Raw genomic sequence first — 21,937 nt, 5'->3', positions numbered from 1 at the left:
TGGCCGAGACCGGGGCCTCCGGGGCGATCCCGGCGATCGCCGGGGTGGCCCCGGAGGCCCCGGTCTCGGCCAGGTCGACGCCGTCGCCGGCCGCCTGCGGGCCGGCCGGGGGACCGGCGCCGCCGGCCGGGAAGGGGCTGGGCTGCCCGGCCTGCTGGGTGGTGATCTCCGCGGCCGCGCCGCCGGTGGTGCGGCAGTCGAGGCCGCCCGTGAAGGTGCGGCTGAAGCCGTCCGCCTTCGCAGCCCCGCCGGCCCCTTCGCCTCCTCCGCCTCCTTCTGCTCCTTCGACTTCTTCGACCGTGATCTCGTAGGGCTGGTCCTCGGCCACCGGGACCGTGACCGTGCGGGACTCACCGGGCGGCAGCACGTACCGCCCGCCGGCCAGCTCGTAGGCGAACGGGGCCCCGCCGCGGTTGACCGCGGTGATGTCGACGCCCTGCTCGGCGCAGTTCTCCCGGGCGGTGACGGCCGGGGCCGCCGCGCCCTGCGCCGCCCAGGAGGCGGTGGCGGTCGCGGTGACGGTCGACTCGCTGGAGCCGGCCAGGATCTGGGTCTGGCTGCGGGTGACGGCGGTGAACGCCCGGCCGACCGGCACCGGGGTGGCGGCCTGGACGGTCAGGGAGGTGGACCCGGCGGGCGTCCCGGCCGGCACGTCGACGTAGAGCGCGCTGCCGTCGGCCGCCTCGGTCACCGGCTTGCCCGCCTGGTCGGTCACCCGCAGCCCGGGGGCGGCGTCCGCGCCGAGGGCCACCGACACCCGGTCGGCGCCGGTGCGCACGGTGAAGGGGCCGATCCGGCTGCCCGCAGGGCCCGCGGCGGCCTCGGGGGCCAGGCCCAGCGAGACGGTCGGCTCGGGGACGTCGCGCGCCTGCTTCTCCAGCCAGTCGGCGAGCTTCTCGGCGGCCGGGTCGGCCGCCTCCACCCGGGCGTCGTCGGTGTGCCGCCAGATGGCGACCTGGGTGCCGGCCGCCGCGGTCTCCGCGCTCAGCGGTCCGCTGCGCGCCTTCCTGGCCAGACCGGCGAGGTCGTCGACCTGGGGGTAGGAGTGCTGGAGGATCCACCGGACGCGGCCGGCGTCCTGGTTCACCGCCAGGGAGGTCCGGTCCCAGGACGTCTCCTGGTAGCGGGCGTTCTCCTGGGAGGGGTTGTGCAGGTCGACGCAGTACGTCTTGAGGGTGCCGCCGCCGTCGACCGCCATCTCGAAGAGCCCGGCCGGGATCTCGTGCGTCTCGCCGGCGATGCGCAGCACGGCCCGGTCGTAGGTGGTCAGTCCGCCGAGGGTGGCGGCGGCGCCGTGCTGCCGCGGGGCGGCCTCGTCCGCCGCGGCCGGTGTGCCGGCTGCCAGGGCGGCCGCGGCCACCAGCCCGGACACCACGGCCGCGGTGGTGCGGCGGCCCGGCCGGCCGCTCCGCCGCCTCGGTACCGAGAACGCAGCAAACACAGATTTCCCCTCCGGGCGAGACGCTTGCGCGTGTGACGCGTGGGGATGACGACTCGCCAGCCGACTGATGTGCCCCGTGAGTACCAGGAAATCCTATGGAGAGGGCCCTTCCCGATCCCCTGGCATCTCATCAGACAACCATTCCGACTCGGAATCGTTATCGCGCAGGCCGTGACATACGGCCGGTGCACGCCGGATCTTCACACGCCACCTCACACGGTGCCCTTCGACTGACGGACCATCACGACACCGGCTCGGCGTGTCGCCGCCGGGCGGTGGCCGGGGCGGCCGTCCGCTGCCTGCCCCGTCCGGGCGGCGCCCCGTCCCCGGCCTGGCCGCCCGCCACCCGCGCGGCCCCGCGCCCGCGCGCGTCGGGTGCGGGCTGCGGGGCGGGCTCCGCGTCCGGGCCCGCGCCGCGCTCCGGCTCCGGCGGCGGGGCGGCCGCCCAGGGGTCGCCGTCGGGCGCCCGGTCGGCGGACCAGGCGTCGCCGGCGCCCGCCGGGGCGTCCTCCGTCCGCGCCTCCCCCGTGCGCTCGTGGGCCCGCACCCGCCGGAAGGCGGACGTCCCGCGGGTCAGGTCGTGGCCCGCGGCCGTGGCGTCGATGTCCACGAAGGTCCGCCGCTTGCCCTCCCACTCCTCCTCACGCACCCTCAGCCGGCCGTGCACCACGAGCGGGTCGCCCACCGAGACGGAGGCCGCGAGGTTCGCCCCGAGGTGCCGCCAGGCGATGACGGTGTAGAAGCTGGTGGGCCCGTCCGTCCAGAGCGCCTTCTCCCGGTCGTAGCGGCGGGCGGTGGCGGCGAAGCGGAACTTGGCGAGCCCGCCGGTCGCGGTGTCCCGGTACTCGACGGCGGTCGCGACGTTCCCCGTGACCGTCACCATCGTGTCGTTCGGCATGTGCTGTCCTCTCTCGCGTCTCGGTGATGAAGACGCTCCCGTCGATGACGGGACACATGCTGGCCGACTCGGCGGATTCCCGCACAAGGGTGTGGAGAAGCCGGCGAATGTGGAGAAGCGGGCCATCCGCCGGAGTGAACCGCGGGCGGAGCGGCACGGGCCCCGGTCACCCCCGCCCCGTACCGCCGCCTTCGGGAACGCCTGCCGGGTCCGGCCCCGGGTGCGGGTGCGGGCCGGGCGGCGGGTCGCCGACCGGGAGCGGGGGCGCGGACGCCCGTGCCGTACCGGAGCCGATGATGCGGCGCATGCCGCTGGTGTGGCGGACCCGACCGGACGTGTCCGTCCCCGGACGGCCTCCGCCGGCCGTCCCGCGGGCCCCCGCCGTGGCGGCCGGAGACGAGGACGGGGACGGCGACCGGGACGGGGTGAGCGGCGGGGCGGGCAGCGGGGCGCCGCCGATCCGGCCGCGGGAGACCGCCGCGTACTGCTCGCGCACCTCGCGGTAGCGCAGCAGCTCGGCGGTGATCGGGTCGAGCACCCGGGCCCGCCCGCAGGCCGCGGCGGCGTCCCGCAGACCGCGTTCGGTCTCCTGGCCGTAGCGCCGGGCCGGGCCGCGGGCGGCGGCGACGCAGGCCCACTCCACCAGCGGGCCGCCGAGGATCCCGAAGAGCATGATCAGCGCGGGCGCGAGGATGCCCGGCTCCAGGAAGCCGACGATCTGGCCGACCAGCCAGAGCGCGCCGTAGAACTGAAGCAGCGTCATGGTGCACTGGGCCAGCACGGCGGCCGGCCACCAGGCGGGGCGCGGCGGCCGGCCGCCGGGCGGGGCGGAACCGGCGCCGGCGGCCAGCTCGTCCAGCGCCTCGGGCAGCCCGTCGGCCCCGCGTACCGCCGCCTCGCGCACGGCCTGCGCCCAGGGCTGCGGCAGTCCGCGCGCCGCGTCGTCGGCGAGCAGCCGGACCGCCTGCTCGACGCGCTGGCGTGCGGTCAGCTCGTCCTCGGCGGGCGGCGCCGGCGGCTGCTCGCCGCCGCCCGGGGTGCGCAGCCGCTGGCCCCAGCGCCACAGCCGCAGCCACGGCGTGCCGCAGGCCTTGCCCGCGTTGCGTCGCCAGGCGCGTTCGGCGGCCTCGCCGGCGGCCTGCGCGCCGACGGCGACCGCGAGCCGGGAGGCGAAGTCCTCGCGGGCGCGCTCGCCGAGCCCGGAGCCTCCCTCGGCGACGTACACCGGGCGCAGCCGGGCGGCGGCGGCGTCCACGTCGGCGGAGAGCCGCAGTTCGGCGGCGCGGCTGCCCTGGACCAGGCCGGAGAGCAGATCGCGCAGTTCGGGCATGCCCTCGCCGGTGAGCGCGGAGACGGCGAGCACGGTCGCGCCCGGTTCGCCGTGTTCGCCGAGCGCCATGCCGTCCTCGTCGAGGAGGCGGCGCAGGTCGTCCAGGACCTGGTGGGCGCTCTCGCCGGGCAGCCGGTCGATCTGGTTGAGGACGACGAAGGAGACCTCGGCGTGGCCCGCCATCGGGCGCAGATAGCGCTCGTGCAGGGCGGCGTCGGCGTACTTCTCGGGGTCGACGACCCAGATGACCGCGTCCACCAGGCCGAGGACGCGGTCGACCTGGCGGCGGTGGGCGGTGACGGCGGAGTCGTGGTCGGGCAGGTCGATCAGGACCAGGCCCTGGAGCGCCTCGTCACCCGCGCCGCCGGCCAGCGGTCGCAGCCGCAGCCGGCCCGGGATGGCGAGCCGGTCCAGCAGGCCGGCGGCCCCCTCGGACCAGGTGCAGGCGATGGGGTGGGCGGTGGTGGGGCGGCGCAGTCCGGTCTCCGAGACGGGCACCCGGGCGAGCGCGTTGATCAGGGTGGACTTGCCGCTTCCGGTGGGTCCGGCGATGGCGACGACGGTGTGCCGGGCGGAGAGCCGCTGCCGGGCGGCGGCCTCGTCCAGGACCCGGCCGGCCTCGGCGAGGGTGTCGTCGTCGAGCCGGGCGCGGGAGAGGCCGACGAGTTCGCGCAGGGCGTCCAGGCGGGCCCGCAGGGTGCCGGCGTAGGGCTCGCCGATCGGCACGTGCGGTTCGCCGGCGCTCTCCGGGCCGCCGGGCGGATGCGGGTGCTGCTGGTCCTGGGCGCGGCGGGCGATCAGTCCGTCGTCCCAGCGTTCGTCAACGGCGCTCACCGCCGTCACCTCTCCTTCTGCAACAGGGACAGCGCGGCGATGAGTCCGGCCTGCGGTTCGGGGCCGATGGCGAGGGCGCGCAGGGGGGTGAGCCGGCGGTCGCGTTCCTCGTGCAGTACGCGGTCGATGGACGTCTCGACGAGTGCGCCGCCCTTGTCGCGCAGCCGCAGGGCGCCCTTCGCGCCGAGGAGTTCGGCCAGCCGGTCGCCGGCGCCGCGGGTGCGGCGGCCGCCGAGCAGGGCGGCGGCGAGCAGGGCGGCGGCGGCCTCGGCGTCGGGGGTGGCGCCGGCGGGCCGGTCCACCCGGCGTACCTCCTCCTCGGCCAGTTCCTCCAGGACGCGTCGCCAGCGGCGTACCGCCATGCCGATGCGCTCGGCGCTCTCCCGGTCGGGGCGGGGTCCGTCGGCGCCGTTCTCGTCGGCCAGGGCGCGGGCGGCCGGTTCGCGCCGCCAGCCGTCGCGGGCGTGTTCGTCGGCGGCGGCGACGGCGCACTGGAGGAGGGCGGTGAGCGATTCGGCGAGCGAGTCGAGGAGTTCGGCGGCGGTGGAGTCGCGGGGGTAGCCGCGCCAGCGGGTGCGGGCGTCGCCGGCGAGGACCGCGCCGCGCTTGAGGTCGCGCCGGACGCGTTCGCGCTGCTCGGCGTAGGCGGCCTGGACGGTGTCGGTGAGCCGGACGGCGGCGGCGTACTGGGCGGCGACGGCGCCGGCCAGCTCGGGCATGCGGGCCTTGAGCGAGTCGATGACGCCGCCGGCGGTGCGGCCGACGGCCTGCTGGCGGGCGGCCGGGTCCTGGACGTGGTGGGCGAGCCAGCCGCGCAGCGCGGCGACGGCGGTGTCGGGCAGCAGACCGCTGCCGCCGGCGGTGGACTCGGGCAGTTCGGGGATGGTGAAGCGCGGTACGTCGCCGAGCCCGGCCCGCACCAGCAGCGCCTCGTACTGCCGGGAGACGTCCGCGAGGACCTGGTGCGGCACCCGGTCCAGGACGGTGACGAGGGTCGCCTTGTACTCCTTGGCGGTGCGCAGCAGATGCCAGGGCACGGCGTCGGCGTACCGCGAGGCGGTGGTGACCATCACCCAGACGTCGGCGGCGCAGATGAGTTCGGCGGCCAGTTCGCGGCCGCGGACCACGAGCGAGTCGATGTCGGGGGCGTCCAGCAGGGCGAGGCCGCGCGGCACGGTGGAGGCGGTCTCGACCCGCAGGTCCCGCTCGCCCGCCGGGGTCTCGCCGGGCTCGCCCGGCTCGCCCTCGGCCGCCTCCTCCCGCTCCAGCGGCCGCCATACGCGGGTGAGCTGCGGCAGGACCCGCATGCCGGCGAACCAGTGGTGGTCGTCGGGGTGGCAGACGAGCACCGGCGTGCGGGTGGTCGGCCGCAGCACGCCGGCCTCGCTGACCCGCCGCCCCACCAGGGAGTTGACCAGGGTGGACTTGCCGGCGCCGGTGGATCCGCCGATGACGGCGAGCAGCGGCGCGTCGGGGTCCCGCAGCCGCGGCACCAGGTAGTCGTCGAGCTGCGCGAGCAGCTCGGCTCTGGTCTGGCGGGCCCGCGGGGCGTTCGGGAGCGGGAGTGGCAGACGCACGGCGGCGACACGGTCGCGCAGGACGGAGAGTGCGTCGATGAGCTGAGGCCGTACGTCCAAGGTCACCACATGCGAAGAATGCCCAATTTAGGGACCTTTTTGAAGCGTATGGACTCTCTGCGCGCCGATACGTCACCGGCAATGCCCGCCCCGCATCCGCCACCCGGTCGAACCGGTCGCACACCGGACGTACGCAGACAACACGCAGGTAGACGCCGCCGGGAGGGCGCGAGCGGCCCGCACGGCGGAATAACGACTACACAACACCCCGGCCGGAAGGCGCGAAAAGCGCTGCGCGAATCGCACCTGCCTGCGATTATCAGGTTCGCTTCACCGAACCTCCACATCGCACGACACCGGTGAAGCGGCCGGGCCATGGCGCCCGGAGCCCTATCCTTGACCCCGGCGAGGTCACGGACCACCCACCAGGGGCTCCAGGCCACAAGGCCACCACCGGCCCCCGTAGCTCAGTGGATAGAGCAGGCGCCTTCTAAGCGCTTGGCCGCAGGTTCGAGTCCTGCCGGGGGCGCGTCCACCGATTGACCGGGACTGACCAGCGGCGACGCTGGTCTTTCCGCTTTCCGGGCCGGGGCGGGCCGGGGCGGGCCGGGGTTGGGGACGCCCGGGCCGCGCGCCCGCGGCACGAGCTGGCTTGATCTTTACGTCGCGGGGGACGCAGACGGGGACGGCGAGGGCGCGGGGCTGCCGCCGCCGGCCGGCTCGGCGTAGAGGAACAGGTTGTCGGCGTAGGCGTGCGCCTCGGGGTCGAACGCGCCGGTGCAGGTGACCAGGACGAGCCGGGGCGGGCCCGCGGTGGTGAACAGGCCGTCCGGCAGCGCCGACACGGGATGGGTGCGGCGGGCGGTGACGCGGTAGGGGTGACGGACGCCGTCGGCCGTGGTGACCACGGCGCGGGCGCCGATCGGCACGGTGTGCAGGCGTTCGAACGGACCGGGGCCGTGGGACGTGGAGTCCAGGTGCCCCGCGATCAGCACGGTGCCGTGCGCCGCCCCCGGCCTCGCGCCGGGCGCCCACCAGCCGAGCTTCCGGGGGGAGTCGGGGACGGCCAGGACGCCGCGCCGGTCGGCGGTCACCGGCGCCACCGGCAGGGCGGCCGGATGCCCCGGGAGGGTGAGCGCGACCGGCGGCGAGGAGACCGAGGCGGACGCGGACGCCCGCACGCCGGGCGGTCCCGCGTAGCCGGGCAGGGAGCCGGCGTCCGCGGGACCCGGGGCGGCGAGCCGCCAGGGGAAGAGGAAGGCGGCGGCGGCCACGGCGGCCGCGGCCGTCCCCAGCCGCAGCAGCCGCCGTTCGCGCCGCAGCGCCCGGTGGACGGCCCCGGTGCCGGGCCCCGACGCGAGGGCGCTCGCCTCGCCCGGGCCGGCCCGCAGGTGGGCGCGGTGGAGGCGGTCGCCGCGGCGGGTCAGCGGTGACCGGAGGGCGGACGTGGACTGCCCGCGCGACCGGCGGCGCGCCGCACGGGGCAGCAGGGTGCGGCGGCCGGCGGGCAGACCCGCCGGGCGCGGGCGGGACCGCTGGGGCTCACCGGTCATGGCGACGCAGCCGGGAGGCGGCCCAGAACGCGCCGGCCGCGACCAGGATGCCGCCCACCGCGAGCACCGGCACGGCTACCGCGACCGGCACTCCGGCGGCCAGCGTGGCGGCCTGCCCGCCGTTGCCGGCGTGGATCGCCTTCGGTGCGGCGGAGTCCCCGGAGCTGTGCGAGCCGCCGGAGTCGTGGGACTGGCCGGGCTTGCGGGGCGGGGCGGACTCAGGCGTCCCGCCCGGCTCCTGGCCGCTTCCGTTCCCCTCGGAGTGGCGGCACTTCCCGCCGCGCACCATGTCGAGGTGGGAGGCGACGACCGGGCGCACCGCCTTGGCCGCCGCGGTGACCTGGGCGTCCTTGCCCCGGGCGAGCTGGGCGTCGATGCGGGTGAGGGTCTTCTCGTGCGCCCCGGTCAGCGCGGTGAGCCAGTGGGCGTCGTAGCCGGCGCCGCCGTGTCGGCCCATCAGGCCGGCCAGCATCTCCTGCTGCTCGGCGCTGGGGGCGGCGGGCAGGTCCACGCCCAGCCGGTCGGCGAGCGCGCGGGTGTCGGCGTCCATCCGGGTGTGGTCGCGCACCAGGGCGGCGCCGATGTCCCGGACGCAGGCGGACGACGCCTGCTTGCGGGCGTCCTCGCCGGCCGCGATCTCGGTGAGGTGCCCCTGGTGGGAGGCGCGCAGGAAGGCGGTGTCGAGGATGGCGCCGCTGCCGTCGGCGGCCCGGGCGGAGGGCGCGCCGGCGGAGGCGGGCCCGGCCGCCATGCCGGTGAGCGCCAGCGTGGTGAGGGCGGTCGCGGCCCAGCGGTGGGTGCGCTTCACGGTGCGTGGTCCGTTCTGGTCGGTGCGGTCGTACCCACCATCCGGACATGACGCGGCGGGCGCCGCCACCCGCCGTACTGCAAACAGACCAGGGGAGGCCGGGAACGACCAGCACGACCCGGGGCCGCGCCCGGCGGTCAGACCAGCGCGGCGGCGACCAGCAGGGCGAAGGCGACCGTGACGAGCAGGGTGCGCATCCGGTGGAAGGCGTTCCACCGGCCCTCGAAGGCGGCGCGGGCCGGGCCGGGCGGGTTGACGGGCGCGGCGGCCAGGGCGTTGTTCAGCGGGACGTTCCCCACCACGGTGACCAGGTGGTTGGCGATGGCGCAGACCGTCCCGGCGATGGTCAGCCAGGTCGCCTCCTCCGATCGGCCGTCGACCGGCATCGCCCAGACCAGCGGCGGGAAGACCAGCACTCCGGCGAACACGGTCATGAACACCCCTCGGGGCATGAGCGCGTTGACCTGGCGCATCGCGGTGACGAAGTGCGCGTCGTCCAGCCTGGCGAGCGCGGGCATCACCCCGGTCTGGAAGACCAGCATGAAGCCCGCGTACAACCCGGTGGACACGATGGCGAGTCCCAGCAGCAGAGTCGGCATACCCCGATCATGGCAGCCGCCGCCGACAATCCCGCTCGCATCGGGCTGGAAACAACTGCCTCAGTTCCGCAGGGCGTTCGCCTGGCGGATGGATTCGGCCAGCTCGGCCACCACCGTGGACTCGGTGGTGCGGGCCAGTCCGTCGGCCAGCTCCGCCAGCTCGCCCGGGGCCGGCGCGCCCGGCAGTTCGCCGCCGCGCAGCGAGTCGCCGAAGTAGCCGGCCGCCGCGGCGACCCGCAGGCCCGGGTCGGTCTTCGCGCCCCACAGGCGGGGCGCGAGCCGCGCCGCGTCCAGGGCGCCGGACTGCTCGCGCGGGGCGCGGCTGCGCGGGTCGAGCCAGCGGACGGTGGCCTCGGCCAGCCGGCCCTCCGCGCCCGGGCGGGTCCGCACCGCGTACAGCGCGGTGACCTGGTGGCCCAGGCCGACCTCGCCGCCGTCCACGCCGTCGTCGCGGAAGTCCTCGTCGGCGACCGCGCGGTCGTCGTAGCCGACCAGCCGGAACTCCTCGACCGCCTCCGGGTCGAAGGCGACCTGCGCCTTGGCGTCCCTGGCGCGCAGCTCGACATGGGCCGGGAGCTGGTCGACGAACACCTTGCGGGCCTGCTCGGAGGTGGAGACGTAGGTGGTGTGGCCGTCGCCCTTGTCGGCGAGCTGCTCCATCAGCGCGTCCCCGTACTCGCTGCCGACGCCGACCCCGAAGAGGGTGATGCCGTACTCGCGGCGGTCGCCCTCGATCCGGTCCAGGATCGACCGGGCCTGCGTCCGGCCGGTGTTGGCGAGCGCGTCGGACAGCAGGACGACCCGGTTGGTCGCCCCCTGGCGGTGGCCCGCCACGGCGGTGTCGTAGCCGGTGCGCACGCCCGCCTCGACGTTGGTGGAGGCGGACACCTCCAGTCCGGTGACGGTCTCGCGGACGCGGTCCCGGGCGCCGCCGAGCCGCGTCATCGGCAGCCGGACCTCGGCCTCGTCGCTGAAGGTGACCAGGGCGACGGAGTCGTCGTCGCGGAGCTGTCCGGTGAGGACGCCGAGGGACTCCTTGACCAGGTCGAGCCGGCCCGGTTCGGCCATCGAGCCGGAGACGTCCACCACGAAGGTCAGCGCGGCCGGCGGTCGCGGGCCGCTCCGGTCGGCGTTGCGGGTGGCCATGCCGACCCGTACGAGCGACCAGTTCTCGGCCGTGGTGCGGGCGCCGTCCACGGTGACGGTGAACCCGGCGCCACCCGGCTGGGGGTAGTCCTGACGGAAGCTGTTGACGAACTCCTCGGGGCGCACCGACTCCCGGCCGGGCAGCCTGCCGTCGGCGATCGTCCGGCGCGCGTAGCCGTACGAGGCGGTGTCCACGTCCAGCGCGAAGGTGGACAGCAGGCCGGCGGGGCGCGGCTCCCGGGCCCCCTCCCGTACGGCGTCGCCCTGGCCGCCGCGGCCGCTGCTCTGCGCGGGGGCGGGGCCGGGGGCGTACGCGCCGGACCGGCCGCCTCCGGGCTTGTGCACGGCACGGTCGCCGGCGGAGCCGCCCCCGCCGGAACAGCCGCCGAGCAGCAGGCCGGCGGCCAGCAGTACGACGGCCGCCGTGCGCGGGCGGGTCGGCCGGTACGCCGTGGAGCGGGCTGTGGTGCGGTGGCGCGTCGTCATCCGGGTCCCCCGTGCGTGTGATGCCCCGGCGACCGCGCCGGAGTGCCAGTGGTGTCTGGGAGTGTGACGGGGCGGGTCGGCGAGCGGTGCCCGTGACGTGGTTGCGGATCCGTCTCGATGCGGCAACGGACCGTGCGCCGGTGCGCGGTGAGGCGGCGTCAACCGGGCGGCCACGGCCCCGGGGTCGGAAACGGAGCGGGAATGGCTGAGACTCGCCAACCGCCGGACTCACCCTTGTCACGCTTAGCTATCGCATGCGTACATGGAGTGGCGAACGCGTCGACGGATGCCAGGGGGATGACGGGGGTGGTCACCATGGCGGACCTTCCGGGTGCCGTACTCGGACGGACGACCCTGGCCGTGCGGGACACCGGGGCGGGAGGGGCTCCGCGCCTGTCGGGGCAGCCGGTGGTCGGGGCCAGACGGATCTGCGCGGCGCTCGCCGCGCTCGCGGAGTCGGCCCGGCACGAGCTGCTGACCTTCGACGATCCCGGGGCCGCCCCGGCGAGGTCGCTGCCCGCGCCGTTCCTCCAGTTCGCGGGCGACTGCGTGCGGATGGCGAGCGCCCAGGTGCGCACGGTGCGCCGGGTGCTCCCGCTGCACGCCCGGGAGGCGGCCGGCGCGGCGTGCGCGGCGCCGGGGTACGGGCCGCCGCCGGGCGAGGCGAGGCTCACGCCGTCCATCCCGTTCAAGATGATCCTGGTCGACCGGACGGTGGCGGCCGTCCCCATCGACCTGGAGCTGCTCTACAACGGCGTGCTGCTGATCCGGGAACCGGTCGTCGTGCAGGCCCTGGTGCGGGCGCACCAGCTCTGCTGGGAGTCGGGCGAGGAGCTGGCGCTGCCCCGGGAGACGCCGCTGGGGCCGCCGTCCGGGGCGATGCCGGAACATCTGCGCCCGGTGCTGGACGCGCTGCTGGCCGGGCTCACCGACGAGGCGGCCGCGGCCCGGCTCGGGATCTCGGGCCGGACCTACACCCGCCGGGTGGGCGAGCTGTTCACGGCGCTCGGCACGACCAGCCGCTTCCGGGCCGGGGCGGAGGCGATGCGCCGTGGCTGGCTCTGAGCGGCAGCGGAGAAGGGAGCGGGAGCGCAGAAGGGGGCGCGGGCCGCGGCAGGGGCGGTGCGGGCCGCCCAGGACGCGGCCGCCGCAGGGCCGGCCGTCCTCGACGCGGCCGCCTCCGGCCCGCCCGCCGGGGGCGCGGCCGGACCACAGCCACCGGGTCCGGCCCCGCCCCGCGGGTCAGGACACGATGTCCTTGCGGGCGAAGCCGCGGAAGGCCAGGGCGAACAGGACCAGGGCGTACGCCACGGACACCGCCGCGCCCTTGGCCATGCCGCCCCACTCCAGTTGCGGCTGGAGGGCGTCGGCCCAGGCGAACTGCCAGTGCGCCGGGAGCAGTTCCCGCCAGGAGCCGAGCGCCGTCACCGCGTCCAGGACATTGCCGATGATCGTCAGCCCGACCGCCCCGCCGACCGCGCCGAGCGGGGCGTCGGTGCGGGTCGACAGCCAGAAGGCGAGTCCGGCGGTGACCAGTTGGGAGACGAACACGTACGCGGTGACGAGCGCGAGGCGCGGCAGCGCGTCGGCCATGGCGAGGGAGCCGCCGGTGGGCAGCCGCAGCGGGTCCCAGCCGTAGGCCACGGTGCCCGCCGCGAGCGCGACCAGCGGCAGCAGCACCATCGCCGCCGCGCTGAAGCCGAGCGCCACCGCCAGCTTCGACCACAGCAGCCGGGACCGGGGCACCGGTGCGGCCAGCAGGTACCGCAGCGAGGACCAGTTCGCCTCGGAGGCGACCGTGTCACCGCAGAACAGCGCCACCGGGATCACCAGCAGGAAGCCCGCGGAGACGAACAGGCAGGTGGCGGCGAAGTTGGCGCCGGACGCGGTGGCGGTGTCCATCAGGTTGATCCGCCGGCCGCCGTTCTCGCCGCCCGGGTCGCCGCCGATGGCGAACGCGGCGATCAGGACGAAGGGGAGGGCGGTCAGGATGGCGGCCATCACCAGGGTGCGGCGGCGCTTGAGCTGGCGCACCACCTCCACGCGCAGCGGCAGGGTGCGGCCGGAGCGGTAGCCGGGCGCGGACGGCGGCCGGGCGCCGGCCGGGGGCGGCGGGTTGCCGGGAGCCGGCGACGACGGGGCGAGGGCGGTCATGCGGATCCTCCTCCGATCAGGGTGAGGAACGCGTCCTCCAGCCGGCGGTGCGGGCCGACTCCGGTCAACGGCACGTCCAGGCGGACCAGTTCGGCGATGAGCGCGGCGGGGGTGGTGCCGCCGTCCAGTCGGACCAGCAGCCCGCCGTCGGTGCGCGCCGCCGAGCCGATGCCGGGGAGCGCGGCGACCTTGCCGGCCACCGCCTCGTCCACCTCGCCGTCGGTGGTGACGAGCAGGGTGTCGCTGCCGCCGGTGATCTCGGCGACCGGACCGGCCTGGACCAGTCGGCCACGGTCCATCACCACCAGATGCGTACAGGACTGCTCGACCTCGGAGAGGAGGTGGCTGGAGACGATCACGGTACGGCCGCCGGCGGCGTAGCGGATCATCACGTCCCGCATCTCGCGGATCTGCGGCGGGTCGAGTCCGTTGGTCGGCTCGTCGAGGATGAGCAGGTCGGGCAGGCCCAGCATGGCCTGGGCGATGGCCAGGCGCTGGCGCATGCCCTGGGAGTACGTGCGCACCGCGCGGGCCAGGGCGTCGCCGAGTCCGGCGATCTCCAGGGCCTCCGCGATGTGGGAGTCCTCGGCGGGGCGGCCGGTGGCCTGCCAGTACAGCTCCAGGTTCTCCCGCCCGGACAGGTGCGGGAGGAATCCGGCCCCTTCGACGAAGGCGCCGACCCGGGACAGCACCGGGGCGCCGGGCCGGATGGCGTGGCCGAAGACCCGGATCCCGCCCTCGTCGGGGGTGATCAGGCCCATCAGCATGCGGAGGGTGGTGGTCTTGCCGGCTCCGTTGGGGCCGAGCAGCCCGAGCACCTGGCCCCTCTCGACGGTGAAGGAGAGGTCCCGGACGGCGTACCTGTCGCTGGACTTGGCGTACCGCTTGGTGAGTCCGGTGATCGCCAGGGGTACGTCGGCGAGTGCCGGGTCCGGCGGCGGCGCGGCGGTGCGGCGGCGGGCGGTGAGCAGCAGCAGGGCGGCGACCACCGCACCCCCGGCCGGCAGGCCCCAGACCCACCAGGGCAGGGTGGCGGCCTGGCCGCGCACCTCGGGGGCGGTCGGCACGGACAGTCCGCCGCCGGCCAGCGCGACGGTGTAGGCGGCGGGGGCGGCCGGGGAGGCGTACCCGAGGTCGGTGGCGGACAGCACCAACCGCAGCCGGTGCCCGGCCTCGACCTCGTGGTCGATGGCGGGCAGGGTCAGCTCGACCGTCCGGGCCCGGCCGGGCGCCCGCGCGGCGGCGCCTCCCGCGCCACCGCCCGTACCGCTGCCGTCGACGCGGACCGGGGCGACGAGTTGGGCGGGCAGGACCTGCTGCCGGCCGTCCGGGCCGACGTCGTACACCTTGCCGAACAGCACCGCGTCGCCGCCGTCGGAGCCGACCGTCACCTTCACGGTGGGCGAGCCGGTGACGCGCAGCGGCTCGGTGAGCGGGGCGGAGTCGAACCGGGCGTGCTGGCCGGGGAAGTCGAGGGCCAGTCCGCCGACGCCGAGGGAGGAGAGCTGGGAGAGGCCGCCGCCGACGCCGGGGACGGAGGAGATGGCGGGCGGCGCACCGCCGGCCGGGTTGCGGAAGGGCTGGCGGGGGCCGCTGAGGGGGATGTCCCGGAGGCCGTCGCGCAGACCGGGGTAGCGGTCCGCGCTCGCGCCGCGCAACCGCGCCTGCCCGTCGGTGGAGTCGACGCCGCCGGTGCGGCTGGTCCGGAAGGCCGGCCCGGTGTCCGCTCCCCCGTCGCCCTTCAGATGGCGGTCGAACCAGTGGGTGATCCGCTGCTCGACCCGGGCGGTCTCGCGGTCGCCGCCGTCGTGGCCGCCGACCGTCCAGTCGACGGCGACCGGGGCGCCGTTGCCGCGGATCGCCTTCGCCATGGCGTCCGCGTGCGAGAGCGGGAAGAGGGAGTCGGACTTGCCCTGCACGATGAGCGCGGGCACCTTGATCCTGTCCCCGACCGCGGACGGGCTGCGCGCCTCCAGCAGGGCGCGGGCGGCCGCGTCGGGGCTGCCGCTGACGGCGACCCGCTCGTACATCTCGCACAGCGCGTCCTGGAAGCGGCCGCACGCCGCCGGATCGGCCGGAGCGGCGGCGGCCCGGGCCGCGGCCGCCCGAGCGGCCGGCGCGCCGCCACCGGCACCGGCACCACCGCTGTCGCCGGCACCGGGTTCCCGCTCGGGGCGGGGCGGTGCCTCGGTGGACGCCGTGGTGCCGGTCGAGAAGAAGATCCCGGCCCACAGCTTCTTGAAGACGCCGTCGGGGAAGAGCGCGTCGGCGAGGTTCCAGTAGGTGATCTGCGGCGCGATGGCGTCCACCCGGGGGTCGTGGCCCGCCGCCAGCAGGGAGATCGCCCCGCCGTAGGAGGAGCCGGACACCCCCACCCGCGGGTCGCCGTCCTCGTCGAGCCGCACCTCCGGGCGCTCGGCCAGCCAGTCGAGGAGCCGCGAGACGTCCTTGACCTCGTAGGCCGGGTCGTTGAGCCCGATCCGGCCGGTCGAACGGCCGAAGCCGCGCGCGGACCAGGTGAGCACGGCGTACCCGTCGCGGGCCAACGCCTCGGCCTGCGCGCGCACGTCCTCCTTGCTGCCGCCGAAGCCGTGCCCCAGCAGCACGGCCGGGCGGCGCTCGGCCGGGTCGCCGGCCGTGAACCAGGACGTGTCGATCTTCGCTCCGGGCATGGCGAGCACCTGGTCGCTCCGGCGCACGGACGGCGGGTCGTCCGCGGCGGCGGACCAGGTGCCGGCGCCCGCGAGCACCGCGAGCGTGCCGGCGACGGCGGCCCACCGCGGAAATCGGATTCGCATGCCTGCCACCCTACGGCGGCGCGGGAGCCGTCCCCGGCGACGTCAGGCGGAACCCGGGGCCGTACCGGAGGCGTACGCGCTACGGTCGCCGTACCGCGTTCGCGGTACGCCGCCGGAGGACCGGGGAGGGCCGGACATGGACGTGCGCCGGGCGACGAGCGTGCGCGAACTGCTCGACGCGCAGCACCTGTACGACGGCCCGGCCCGCGAGGAGTGGGCCGAGCGGTTCCTGGCCGCGCCCGGGCACCTGATGCTGATCGCGTACGTGGACGGCTTCCCGGCCGGAATGGTGTCGGGCGTCGAGATGCTGCACCCGGACAAGGGCGTCGAGATGTGCCTGTACGAGCTGTCGGTGGACGAGGCCCACCGGCGGCGGGGCGTCGGGCGGGCGCTGACCGAGGCGCTGGCCGCCGAGGCGCGGCGGCGAGGCTGCTACGACATGTGGGTCGGCGTGGACACCGACAACGACCCGGCGCTGGCGACGTACCGCTCCACGGGCGCGGCGGACGACGGTGAATTCGCCATGCTGACCTGGGAGTTCCACCCGGAGGCATAGGGGCGGCGGCCGGGGGCGGCCGGTGCGGGCCGCCGGTCCGCCGGTCTCCGGCAGGTGGGACCGGTGGACGCGGGCGGGACGGCCGGTGGCCGGAAGCGGGGGCGCCGCTTCCGGCCACCGGCCGGCTCAGGGCTTCTCAGTGGTTGCGGGGGAAGCCGAGGTCGACGCCGGCGGGGGCGTCGGAGGGGTCGGGCCAGCGGGTGGTGACGACCTTGCCGCGGGTGTAGAAGTGCACGCCGTCGTTGCCGTAGATGTGGTGGTCGCCGAAGAGCGAGTCCTTCCAGCCGCCGAAGGAGTGGTACCCCACCGGGACCGGGATCGGCACGTTGACGCCGACCATGCCGGCCTGGATCTCCAGCTGGAAGCGGCGGGCCGCGCCGCCGTCGCGGGTGAAGATCGCGGTGCCGTTGCCGAACGGCGAGGCGTTGATGAGGGCGACGCCCTCCTCGTAGGTCTCGGCGCGCAGCACGCACAGCACCGGGCCGAAGATCTCGTCGCGGTAGGCGTCGGAGTCGGTGGAGACCTTGTCCAGCAGGGACAGGCCGATCCAGTGGCCGTCCTCGTGGCCGTCGACGGTGTGGCCGGTGCCGTCCAGGACGACCTCGGCGCCCTGGGCGGCCGCGCCGGTGACGTAGGAGGCGACCTTGTCGCGGTGGGCGGCGGTGATCAGCGGGCCCATCTCGGACGTCGGGTCGTTGCCCGGACCGATCTTGATCTTCTCGGCGCGCTCGCGGATCTTCGCCACCAGCTCGTCGCCGACCGCGCCGACCGCGACCACCGCGGAGATCGCCATGCAGCGCTCGCCGGCCGAGCCGTAGGCGGCGGAGACGGCCGCGTCGGCGGCGGCGTCCAGGTCGGCGTCCGGCAGCACCAGCATGTGGTTCTTCGCGCCGCCGAGGGCCTGCACGCGCTTGCCGTTGGCGGAGGCGGTGGCGTGGATGTACTTGGCGATCGGGGTGGAGCCGACGAAGGAGACGGCGGCCACGTCCGGGTGGGCGAGGAGCGCGTCGACGGCGGGCTTGCCGCCGTGCACGACGTTGAGCACGCCGTCCGGCAGGCCCGCCTCGCTGGCCAGTTCGGCGAGCAGGTTGGCGGCCGAGGGGTCCTTCTCGCTGGGCTTGAGCACGAAGGTGTTGCCGCAGGCGACGGCCAGCGGGAACATCCACATCGGCACCATGGCCGGGAAGTTGAACGGGGTGATGCCGGCGACCACGCCGAGCGGCTGGCGGATGGCGGCCACGTCGACCCGGTTGGAGACCTGGGTGGACAGCTCGCCCTTGAGCTGGACGGTGATCCCGCAGGCCAGCTCCACGATCTCCAGGCCGCGGGCGACCTCGCCGAGCGCGTCGGAGTGGACCTTGCCGTGTTCGGCGGTGATCGCCGCGGCGATGTCGTCGCGTCGGGCGTCCAGCAGGGCCCGGTAGCGGAACAGGATCGCCGTGCGCTGCGCCAGCGAGGACGTGCCCCAGGTGGCGTACGCCTCCTTGGCGGAGGCGACGGCAGCGCCGACCTCGTCGGCGTCCGCCAGCGCGACCCGCGTGGTGACCACTCCGGTCGCCGGGTCGGTCACCGGGCCCCACTCCCCCGACGTCCCCTCGACGGTCTTGCCACCGATGAAGTGGTGGACGGTCTTCGTCATGTCGATCGTGCTCCTCTGAGGGGTGTCCGGCAGGGATACAGGGGTCGCGCTCACCGGGGGCCGGCGGACGGGGTCACGGGTCACAGGTGGCGGCGGCGGGCCGCCGCGTCGCGGTCGTACTCCGCGCGGGCACGTACGGCGGACGCACGGGTCGCCGTCTCGGCCACAGGCACATCCCACCATGCCCCGCCGGTGGGCGGGGGCGACACTGTGTCGGGCGTTTCGGTCTCCGTGTAGACACATGTGGGGACGGTGGCGGCCCGCGCTTCGGCGAGGGCTTCGCGCAGGTCACGCAGGGTGCGGGCGCGCAGGACGCGCATGCCGAGGGACGCGGCGTTGGCCGCCAGGTCGACCGGCAGCGGCGCCCCGGTGTAGCCGCCGTCGGCGGCGCGGTGGCGGTAGGCGGTGCCGAACCGCTCCCCGCCGACCGCCTCGGAGAGCCCGCCGATGGAGGCGTACCCGTGGTTCTGGAGGATGACCACCTTGACCGGGACGCCCTCCTGGACGGCGGTGACCAGTTCGGTGGGGTTCATCAGGTAGGTGCCGTCGCCGACCAGCGCCCAGACCGGGCGGCCGGGCGCGGCGAGCGCGACGCCGACGGCGGCCGGGATCTCGTAGCCCATGCAGGAGTAGCCGTACTCCACGTGGTACTGGTCGGTGGAGCGCGGCCGCCACAGCCTGTGCAGGTCGCCGGGGAGCGAGCCGGCCGCGTTGACCACGATGTCCTCGCCGGTGACGAGCGCGTCCAGGGCGCCGAGCACCTGGGTCTGGGTGGGCCGGCCGCCCCCCGGGCCGGTGGGGGCGTACGCGGCGGTGACCTGCTCCTCCCAGCGCTCGCGGCCCGCGCGGCAGGCGTCGGCGTACGCCGCGGGGACGCGGTGGCCGTCGAGCGCCTGCCGCAGCGCGCGCAGCCCCTCGCGGGCGTCGCCGACCACGGGCAGCGCGGCCTGCTTGTGCGCGTCGGGGCCGGCGATGTTGAGGCCGGTGAAGCGGACGGCCGGGTGGGCGAAGAGGGTGCCGGAGGCGGTGGTGAAGTCGGTGAGCCGGGTGCCGGCGCAGAGCACCAGGTCGGCGTCGCGCGCGAGCGCGTTGGCGGGGGCGGTGCCGGTGTGGCCGATGCCGCCCGCGTTGGCGGGGTGGTCGTGCGCCAGGGCGCCCTTGCCCGCCTGGGTGAAGGCGACCGGGATGCCGGTGGCCTCGGCGAGCGCGGCCAGCTCGCCCTCGGCCGCGCTGTGCCGCACCCCGCCGCCGGCGACGATCAGCGGCCGCCGGGCGGCCCGTACCGCTTCCGCCGCCGCGTCGAGTTCGGCGCGGTCCGGGCGCGGCCGGCGCACCCGCCAGGTCCGTTCGGCGAAGAACTCCGCCGGCCAGTCGTACGCCTCGGCCTGCACGTCCTGGGGCAGCGCCAGGGTGACGGCCCCGGTGGCGGCCGGGTCGGTGAGCACCCGCATCGCGGCGAGCGCGGCCGGGACGAGCGCCTCGGGCCGGGTGATCCGGTCGAAGTAGGCGGAGACCGGCCGCAGCGTGTCGTTGACGGAGACGTCCCCGGCGTAGGGCACCTCGAGCTGCTGGAGTACGGGGTCGGCGGGGCGGGTGGCGAAGGTGTCACCCGGCAGCAGGAGGACGGGCAGCCGGTTGACGGTGGCGAGCGCCGCGCCGGTGACCAGGTTGGTGGCGCCGGGGCCGATGGAGGTGGTCACCGCGTGCGTGGCGAGGCGGCCGGACTGGCGGGCGAAGCCCACGGCGGCGTGCACCATGGCCTGTTCGTTGCGGCCCTGGAGGAACGGCATGTCGTCGGCGTACTCGACCAGCGCCTGGCCGACGCCGGCGACGTTGCCGTGGCCGAAGATGCCCCAGACGGCGGGGATCAGCCGCCGGCGGCGCCCGTCGCGCTCGGTGTACTGACGGGCGAGGAAGGCGATGAGGGCCTGCGCGGTGGTGAGCCGGCGGGCGCCCGCGGGCGCGCTGTGCGGGGTGTTCACCGGTAGCCCTCCCCGCGGTGGTCGGGGTGGAAGCTGATCTTCCAGTCCCGGTCGGGGCCGGAGCCGGGGCCGGCCATGACGTTGAGGTAGTACAGGGGGTGCTCGGGCGGGGCGATGGCGGGCCCGTGCCAGCCGTCCGGGACCAGCACGGCGTCGCCGGTGCGCACCTCGGCGAGCAGGTCCGCGCCGCCGGGCCGGGACGGCGACACCCGCTGGTACCCGGTGCGGCCGGGGCCGGTCTCGAAGTAGTAGATCTCCTCCAGCCTCACCTCGCGGCCGGGCAGGTCCTCGTCGTGCTTGTGCGGCGGGTAGGAGGACCAGTGCCCGGCGGGCGTGACCACCTCGACGGCGATCAGCCGGTCGCAGGCGAAGGCGTCGGCGGCCGCGAAGTTGCGGACCTGGCGGGCGCAGACGCCCTCGCCCCGGTCCTCGACCGGGACGTCCCGCGCGGCCCCGTGGCGGGGCGGGAGCCTGCGCTCGCACCGGGCCCCGGCCAGTGCGAAGCGGCCGCCCAGGCCGGTGGCGATCCGGGCGTGCGCGTCCCGCGGCAGGTAGGCGAAGTCGCTGGGGCCGTCGAACACGCTGTCCCGGCCCTGCAGTTCGATGAACTCGCCCGCCACGTGGACGGTGCACCCGCCGTCGAGGGGGAGCACGATCCACTCGCTGTCCCCGGTGGCCAGCGGATGCAGCCCGCCGGGCGGCAGGTCGAGGACGCGCAGCGAGGAGTACGCCCAGCCCGCCGCGTCCGGGTCGACGTGCACCGCGTACGGCCCGCGGCCCGCCCGCCCGGCCGGCAGGTGCAGCTCCTTCGGGGCGGCGGTCCACGGGGAGGCGTCCGGCGGGGCCGGGTGCGGTGAGTCAGCGCGTGCGGAGTCCATGGCCGGTCCCTACCCCGTTCCGTGCCGTCCCAGGGGTCGCCTCCGCCCTGCGTCCCCCGCCCGCGCGGATGGCCCCCGGCCCGCCGGACGTGCCGGAGTCGGGCGCGGCCCGCCGCCACGGGCTGCCCGACGGGGTCCTGTGCTGCTCCTGCTCGGCTCTCCCCGGGTCCCCAGGCCGCGCGGGCGGTCACCGCGCGGATCGGCATCGGCCTGCATCCGGCGACCGGCGGGCGGACCGTGCCGGTGGACTGGCCCTGCGCCTGCCCGGGGAGTGGCTGCGGGTCACGCTTCCCCGTCCGCCAGCACCGCCCGGACCTCGTCGGGGCGGGGCATGGCGGAGGAGCACGCCAGTCTGGCGGCGACCAGCGCCCCGGCGGCCGCGGCGTACCGCAGCACCCGTTCCAGGTCCCAGCCGGCCAGCAGCCCGTGGCAGAGCGCCCCGCCGAACGCGTCCCCGGCGCCCAGCCCGTTGACCGTCTCCACCGGAACGGCCGGCACCTCCGCGGCGCGGCCGTCGGCGGCCATCGCGAGGACGCCGGCCGGGCCCTGCTTGACCACCGCCAGTTCCGCCCCCGCGGCCAGCAGGGCCCGGGCCGCGGCACGCGGCTCGCGCTCCCCGGTGGCGACCTCGCACTCGTCCCGGTTGCCGACGGCCACGGTCGCGTGCCGCAGCGCCTCCCGGTACAGCGGCCGGGCGGTGTCCGGGCCGGACCAGAACACCGGCCGCCAGTCCAGGTCGAAGACGGACGTCCCGCGCCGGTCGCGGTGGGCGAGGGCGGCGAGGGTGCTGGTGCGGCTGGGCTCCTCCGACAGACCGGTGCCGGTCACCCAGAACACCCGGGCCGCCGCGATGGCGGGCAGGTCCAGTTCGTGCGGGTGGATCTCCAGGTCCGGGGCCTTGGGCCGGCGGTAGAAGTACAGCGGGAAGTCGTCCGGCGGGAACATCTCGCAGAAGGTGATCGGGGTCTGGTAGCCGTCGACCGCCGTCACCCATCGGTCGTCCACGCCGAAGGCCCGCAGCTCCTCGTGGAGGTACGCGCCGAACGGGTCGGCCCCGGTCCGCGACACCAGCGCGGTACGCCGGCCGAGCCGGGCCGAGGCGACCGCGACATTGGCCGCCGAGCCGCCGAGGAAGCGCCCGAAGGTCTCCACCCGGTCCAGCGGGACGCCCGTGCGCAGGGGGTAGAGGTCCACCCCGAGCCGGCCCATGACGATGACGTCGTACGCCGTCTCCCCGCCCCCCGCCCCCGTCCCTGCC

General features: G+C 76.3%; 16 protein-coding genes and 1 tRNA gene. 3 read left to right on the top strand and 14 right to left on the bottom strand.

Annotated features, from left to right (window positions below; translation table 11 throughout):
- The 4 genes from C6N75_RS15815 to C6N75_RS15800 all read right to left on the bottom strand — a co-directional run.
- Nucleotides 1-1,375 (bottom strand): thioester domain-containing protein (locus tag C6N75_RS15815; RefSeq protein ID WP_258177433.1); only part of this gene is annotated, 1,375 nt, incomplete at its 3' end.
- Between the two features lie 307 nt (nucleotides 1,376-1,682).
- A complete protein-coding gene (locus C6N75_RS15810; protein ID WP_105869547.1) occupies nucleotides 1,683-2,339 on the bottom strand; it encodes a single-stranded DNA-binding protein in 657 nt (218 codons plus the stop codon).
- 166 nt (nucleotides 2,340-2,505) lie between these two features.
- Entirely contained in the window at nucleotides 2,506-4,512 is a 2,007-nt protein-coding gene (locus C6N75_RS15805; protein WP_407703225.1) for a GTPase, read from the bottom strand.
- Nucleotides 4,509-6,140, bottom strand: coding sequence for a dynamin family protein (locus C6N75_RS15800; protein ID WP_105869550.1), 1,632 nt, complete (start codon nucleotides 6,138-6,140; stop codon nucleotides 4,509-4,511). Before C6N75_RS15800 ends, C6N75_RS15805 begins: the two co-directional genes overlap by 4 nt.
- A gap of 396 nt (nucleotides 6,141-6,536) precedes the next feature.
- Between C6N75_RS15800 and C6N75_RS15795 the strand changes: the two genes are divergently transcribed.
- Nucleotides 6,537-6,609 (top strand) — tRNA-Arg (locus tag C6N75_RS15795).
- 130 nt (nucleotides 6,610-6,739) lie between these two features.
- On the opposite strand, the gene C6N75_RS15790 is transcribed toward C6N75_RS15795, so the two are convergent.
- The 4 genes from C6N75_RS15790 to C6N75_RS15775 form a co-directional block, all read right to left on the bottom strand.
- Nucleotides 6,740-7,633 carry a class F sortase gene (locus tag C6N75_RS15790; RefSeq protein WP_105869546.1) on the bottom strand — a complete coding sequence of 298 codons (894 nt, stop codon included), beginning with the start codon at nucleotides 7,631-7,633 and terminating at the stop codon, nucleotides 6,740-6,742.
- Entirely contained in the window at nucleotides 7,623-8,441 is an 819-nt protein-coding gene (locus C6N75_RS15785; RefSeq protein ID WP_258177432.1) for a DUF4142 domain-containing protein, read from the bottom strand. Before C6N75_RS15785 ends, C6N75_RS15790 begins: the two co-directional genes overlap by 11 nt.
- 137 nt (nucleotides 8,442-8,578) lie before the next feature.
- Complete coding sequence (locus tag C6N75_RS15780; RefSeq protein WP_105869545.1) at nucleotides 8,579-9,040, bottom strand: anthrone oxygenase family protein; 462 nt, start codon at nucleotides 9,038-9,040, stop codon at nucleotides 8,579-8,581.
- 60 nt (nucleotides 9,041-9,100) lie between these two features.
- On the bottom strand, nucleotides 9,101-10,672 hold the full coding sequence (locus C6N75_RS15775) for a vWA domain-containing protein (protein WP_105869544.1): 1,572 nt from the start codon (nucleotides 10,670-10,672) through the stop codon (nucleotides 9,101-9,103).
- 315 nt (nucleotides 10,673-10,987) lie between these two features.
- Between C6N75_RS15775 and C6N75_RS15770 the strand changes: the two genes are divergently transcribed.
- Nucleotides 10,988-11,737, top strand: a complete 750-nt coding sequence (locus tag C6N75_RS15770; RefSeq protein ID WP_258177431.1) for a helix-turn-helix domain-containing protein — start codon at nucleotides 10,988-10,990, stop codon at nucleotides 11,735-11,737.
- A gap of 177 nt (nucleotides 11,738-11,914) precedes the next feature.
- Here C6N75_RS15770 and C6N75_RS15765 read toward each other — a convergent pair whose 3' ends face one another.
- Both C6N75_RS15765 and C6N75_RS15760 read right to left on the bottom strand, forming a co-directional pair.
- Nucleotides 11,915-12,826 (bottom strand): ABC transporter permease, encoded by a 912-nt coding sequence (locus C6N75_RS15765; protein WP_105869543.1) that lies wholly within the window; start codon nucleotides 12,824-12,826, stop codon nucleotides 11,915-11,917.
- Nucleotides 12,823-15,624: an alpha/beta fold hydrolase gene (locus C6N75_RS15760; protein ID WP_105869542.1), complete on the bottom strand. Its 2,802-nt coding sequence runs from the start codon at nucleotides 15,622-15,624 to the stop codon at nucleotides 12,823-12,825. Before C6N75_RS15760 ends, C6N75_RS15765 begins: the two co-directional genes overlap by 4 nt.
- A 136-nt stretch (nucleotides 15,625-15,760) precedes the next feature.
- On the opposite strand from C6N75_RS15760, the gene C6N75_RS15755 reads away from it, so the two are divergent.
- Entirely contained in the window at nucleotides 15,761-16,180 is a 420-nt protein-coding gene (locus C6N75_RS15755) for a GNAT family N-acetyltransferase (protein ID WP_105869541.1), read from the top strand.
- 136 nt (nucleotides 16,181-16,316) lie between these two features.
- Here the strand turns inward: C6N75_RS15755 and C6N75_RS15750 are convergent, their stop codons facing one another.
- The 4 genes from C6N75_RS15750 to iolC all read right to left on the bottom strand — a co-directional run bounded on the left by C6N75_RS15750 (nucleotide 16,317) and on the right by iolC (nucleotide 21,888).
- Nucleotides 16,317-17,819: a CoA-acylating methylmalonate-semialdehyde dehydrogenase gene (locus C6N75_RS15750; RefSeq protein WP_105869540.1), complete on the bottom strand. Its 1,503-nt coding sequence runs from the start codon at nucleotides 17,817-17,819 to the stop codon at nucleotides 16,317-16,319.
- An 80-nt stretch (nucleotides 17,820-17,899) separates the two neighbouring features.
- The gene (iolD, locus tag C6N75_RS15745) at nucleotides 17,900-19,801 is read right to left on the bottom strand and encodes a 3D-(3,5/4)-trihydroxycyclohexane-1,2-dione acylhydrolase (decyclizing) (protein WP_105869539.1); all 1,902 of its coding nucleotides are present in this window, start codon (nucleotides 19,799-19,801) and stop codon (nucleotides 17,900-17,902) included.
- Nucleotides 19,798-20,679, bottom strand: a complete 882-nt coding sequence (iolB, locus tag C6N75_RS15740) for a 5-deoxy-glucuronate isomerase (protein ID WP_105869538.1) — start codon at nucleotides 20,677-20,679, stop codon at nucleotides 19,798-19,800. The genes iolD and iolB overlap by 4 nt, the downstream gene beginning before the upstream one ends.
- Nucleotides 20,680-20,961: 282 nt before the next feature.
- The gene (iolC, locus tag C6N75_RS15735; protein WP_105869537.1) at nucleotides 20,962-21,888 is read right to left on the bottom strand and encodes a 5-dehydro-2-deoxygluconokinase; all 927 of its coding nucleotides are present in this window, start codon (nucleotides 21,886-21,888) and stop codon (nucleotides 20,962-20,964) included.
- Between the last annotated feature and the right edge of the window lie 49 nt (nucleotides 21,889-21,937).

Origin of the sequence: Streptomyces solincola (assembly GCF_002982015.1) — a bacterium.
Lineage (GTDB): Bacteria > Actinomycetota > Actinomycetes > Streptomycetales > Streptomycetaceae > Streptomyces > Streptomyces solincola.
Note: the sequence above shows the minus strand (reverse complement) of the source record. Positions and strands in the feature narration are given on the sequence as shown.

What these genes read in the sequence shown, in the direction of transcription:
- C6N75_RS15760 (WP_105869542.1), bottom strand. Translation starts at nt 15,624, where the DNA reads ATGCGAATCCGATTTCCGCGGTGGGCCGCCGTCGCCGGCACGCTCGCG.
- C6N75_RS15780 (WP_105869545.1), bottom strand. Translation starts at nt 9,040, where the DNA reads ATGCCGACTCTGCTGCTGGGACTCGCCATCGTGTCCACCGGGTTGTAC.
- C6N75_RS15765 (WP_105869543.1), bottom strand. Translation starts at nt 12,826, where the DNA reads ATGACCGCCCTCGCCCCGTCGTCGCCGGCTCCCGGCAACCCGCCGCCC.
- iolC (WP_105869537.1), bottom strand. Translation starts at nt 21,888, where the DNA reads ATGGGCCGGCTCGGGGTGGACCTCTACCCCCTGCGCACGGGCGTCCCG.
- C6N75_RS15770 (WP_258177431.1), top strand. Translation starts at nt 10,988, where the DNA reads ATGGCGGACCTTCCGGGTGCCGTACTCGGACGGACGACCCTGGCCGTG.
- C6N75_RS15775 (WP_105869544.1), bottom strand. Translation starts at nt 10,672, where the DNA reads ATGACGACGCGCCACCGCACCACAGCCCGCTCCACGGCGTACCGGCCG.
- C6N75_RS15790 (WP_105869546.1), bottom strand. Translation starts at nt 7,633, where the DNA reads ATGACCGGTGAGCCCCAGCGGTCCCGCCCGCGCCCGGCGGGTCTGCCC.
- C6N75_RS15755 (WP_105869541.1), top strand. Translation starts at nt 15,761, where the DNA reads ATGGACGTGCGCCGGGCGACGAGCGTGCGCGAACTGCTCGACGCGCAG.
- iolB (WP_105869538.1), bottom strand. Translation starts at nt 20,679, where the DNA reads ATGGACTCCGCACGCGCTGACTCACCGCACCCGGCCCCGCCGGACGCC.
- C6N75_RS15810 (WP_105869547.1), bottom strand. Translation starts at nt 2,339, where the DNA reads ATGCCGAACGACACGATGGTGACGGTCACGGGGAACGTCGCGACCGCC.
- C6N75_RS15750 (WP_105869540.1), bottom strand. Translation starts at nt 17,819, where the DNA reads ATGACGAAGACCGTCCACCACTTCATCGGTGGCAAGACCGTCGAGGGG.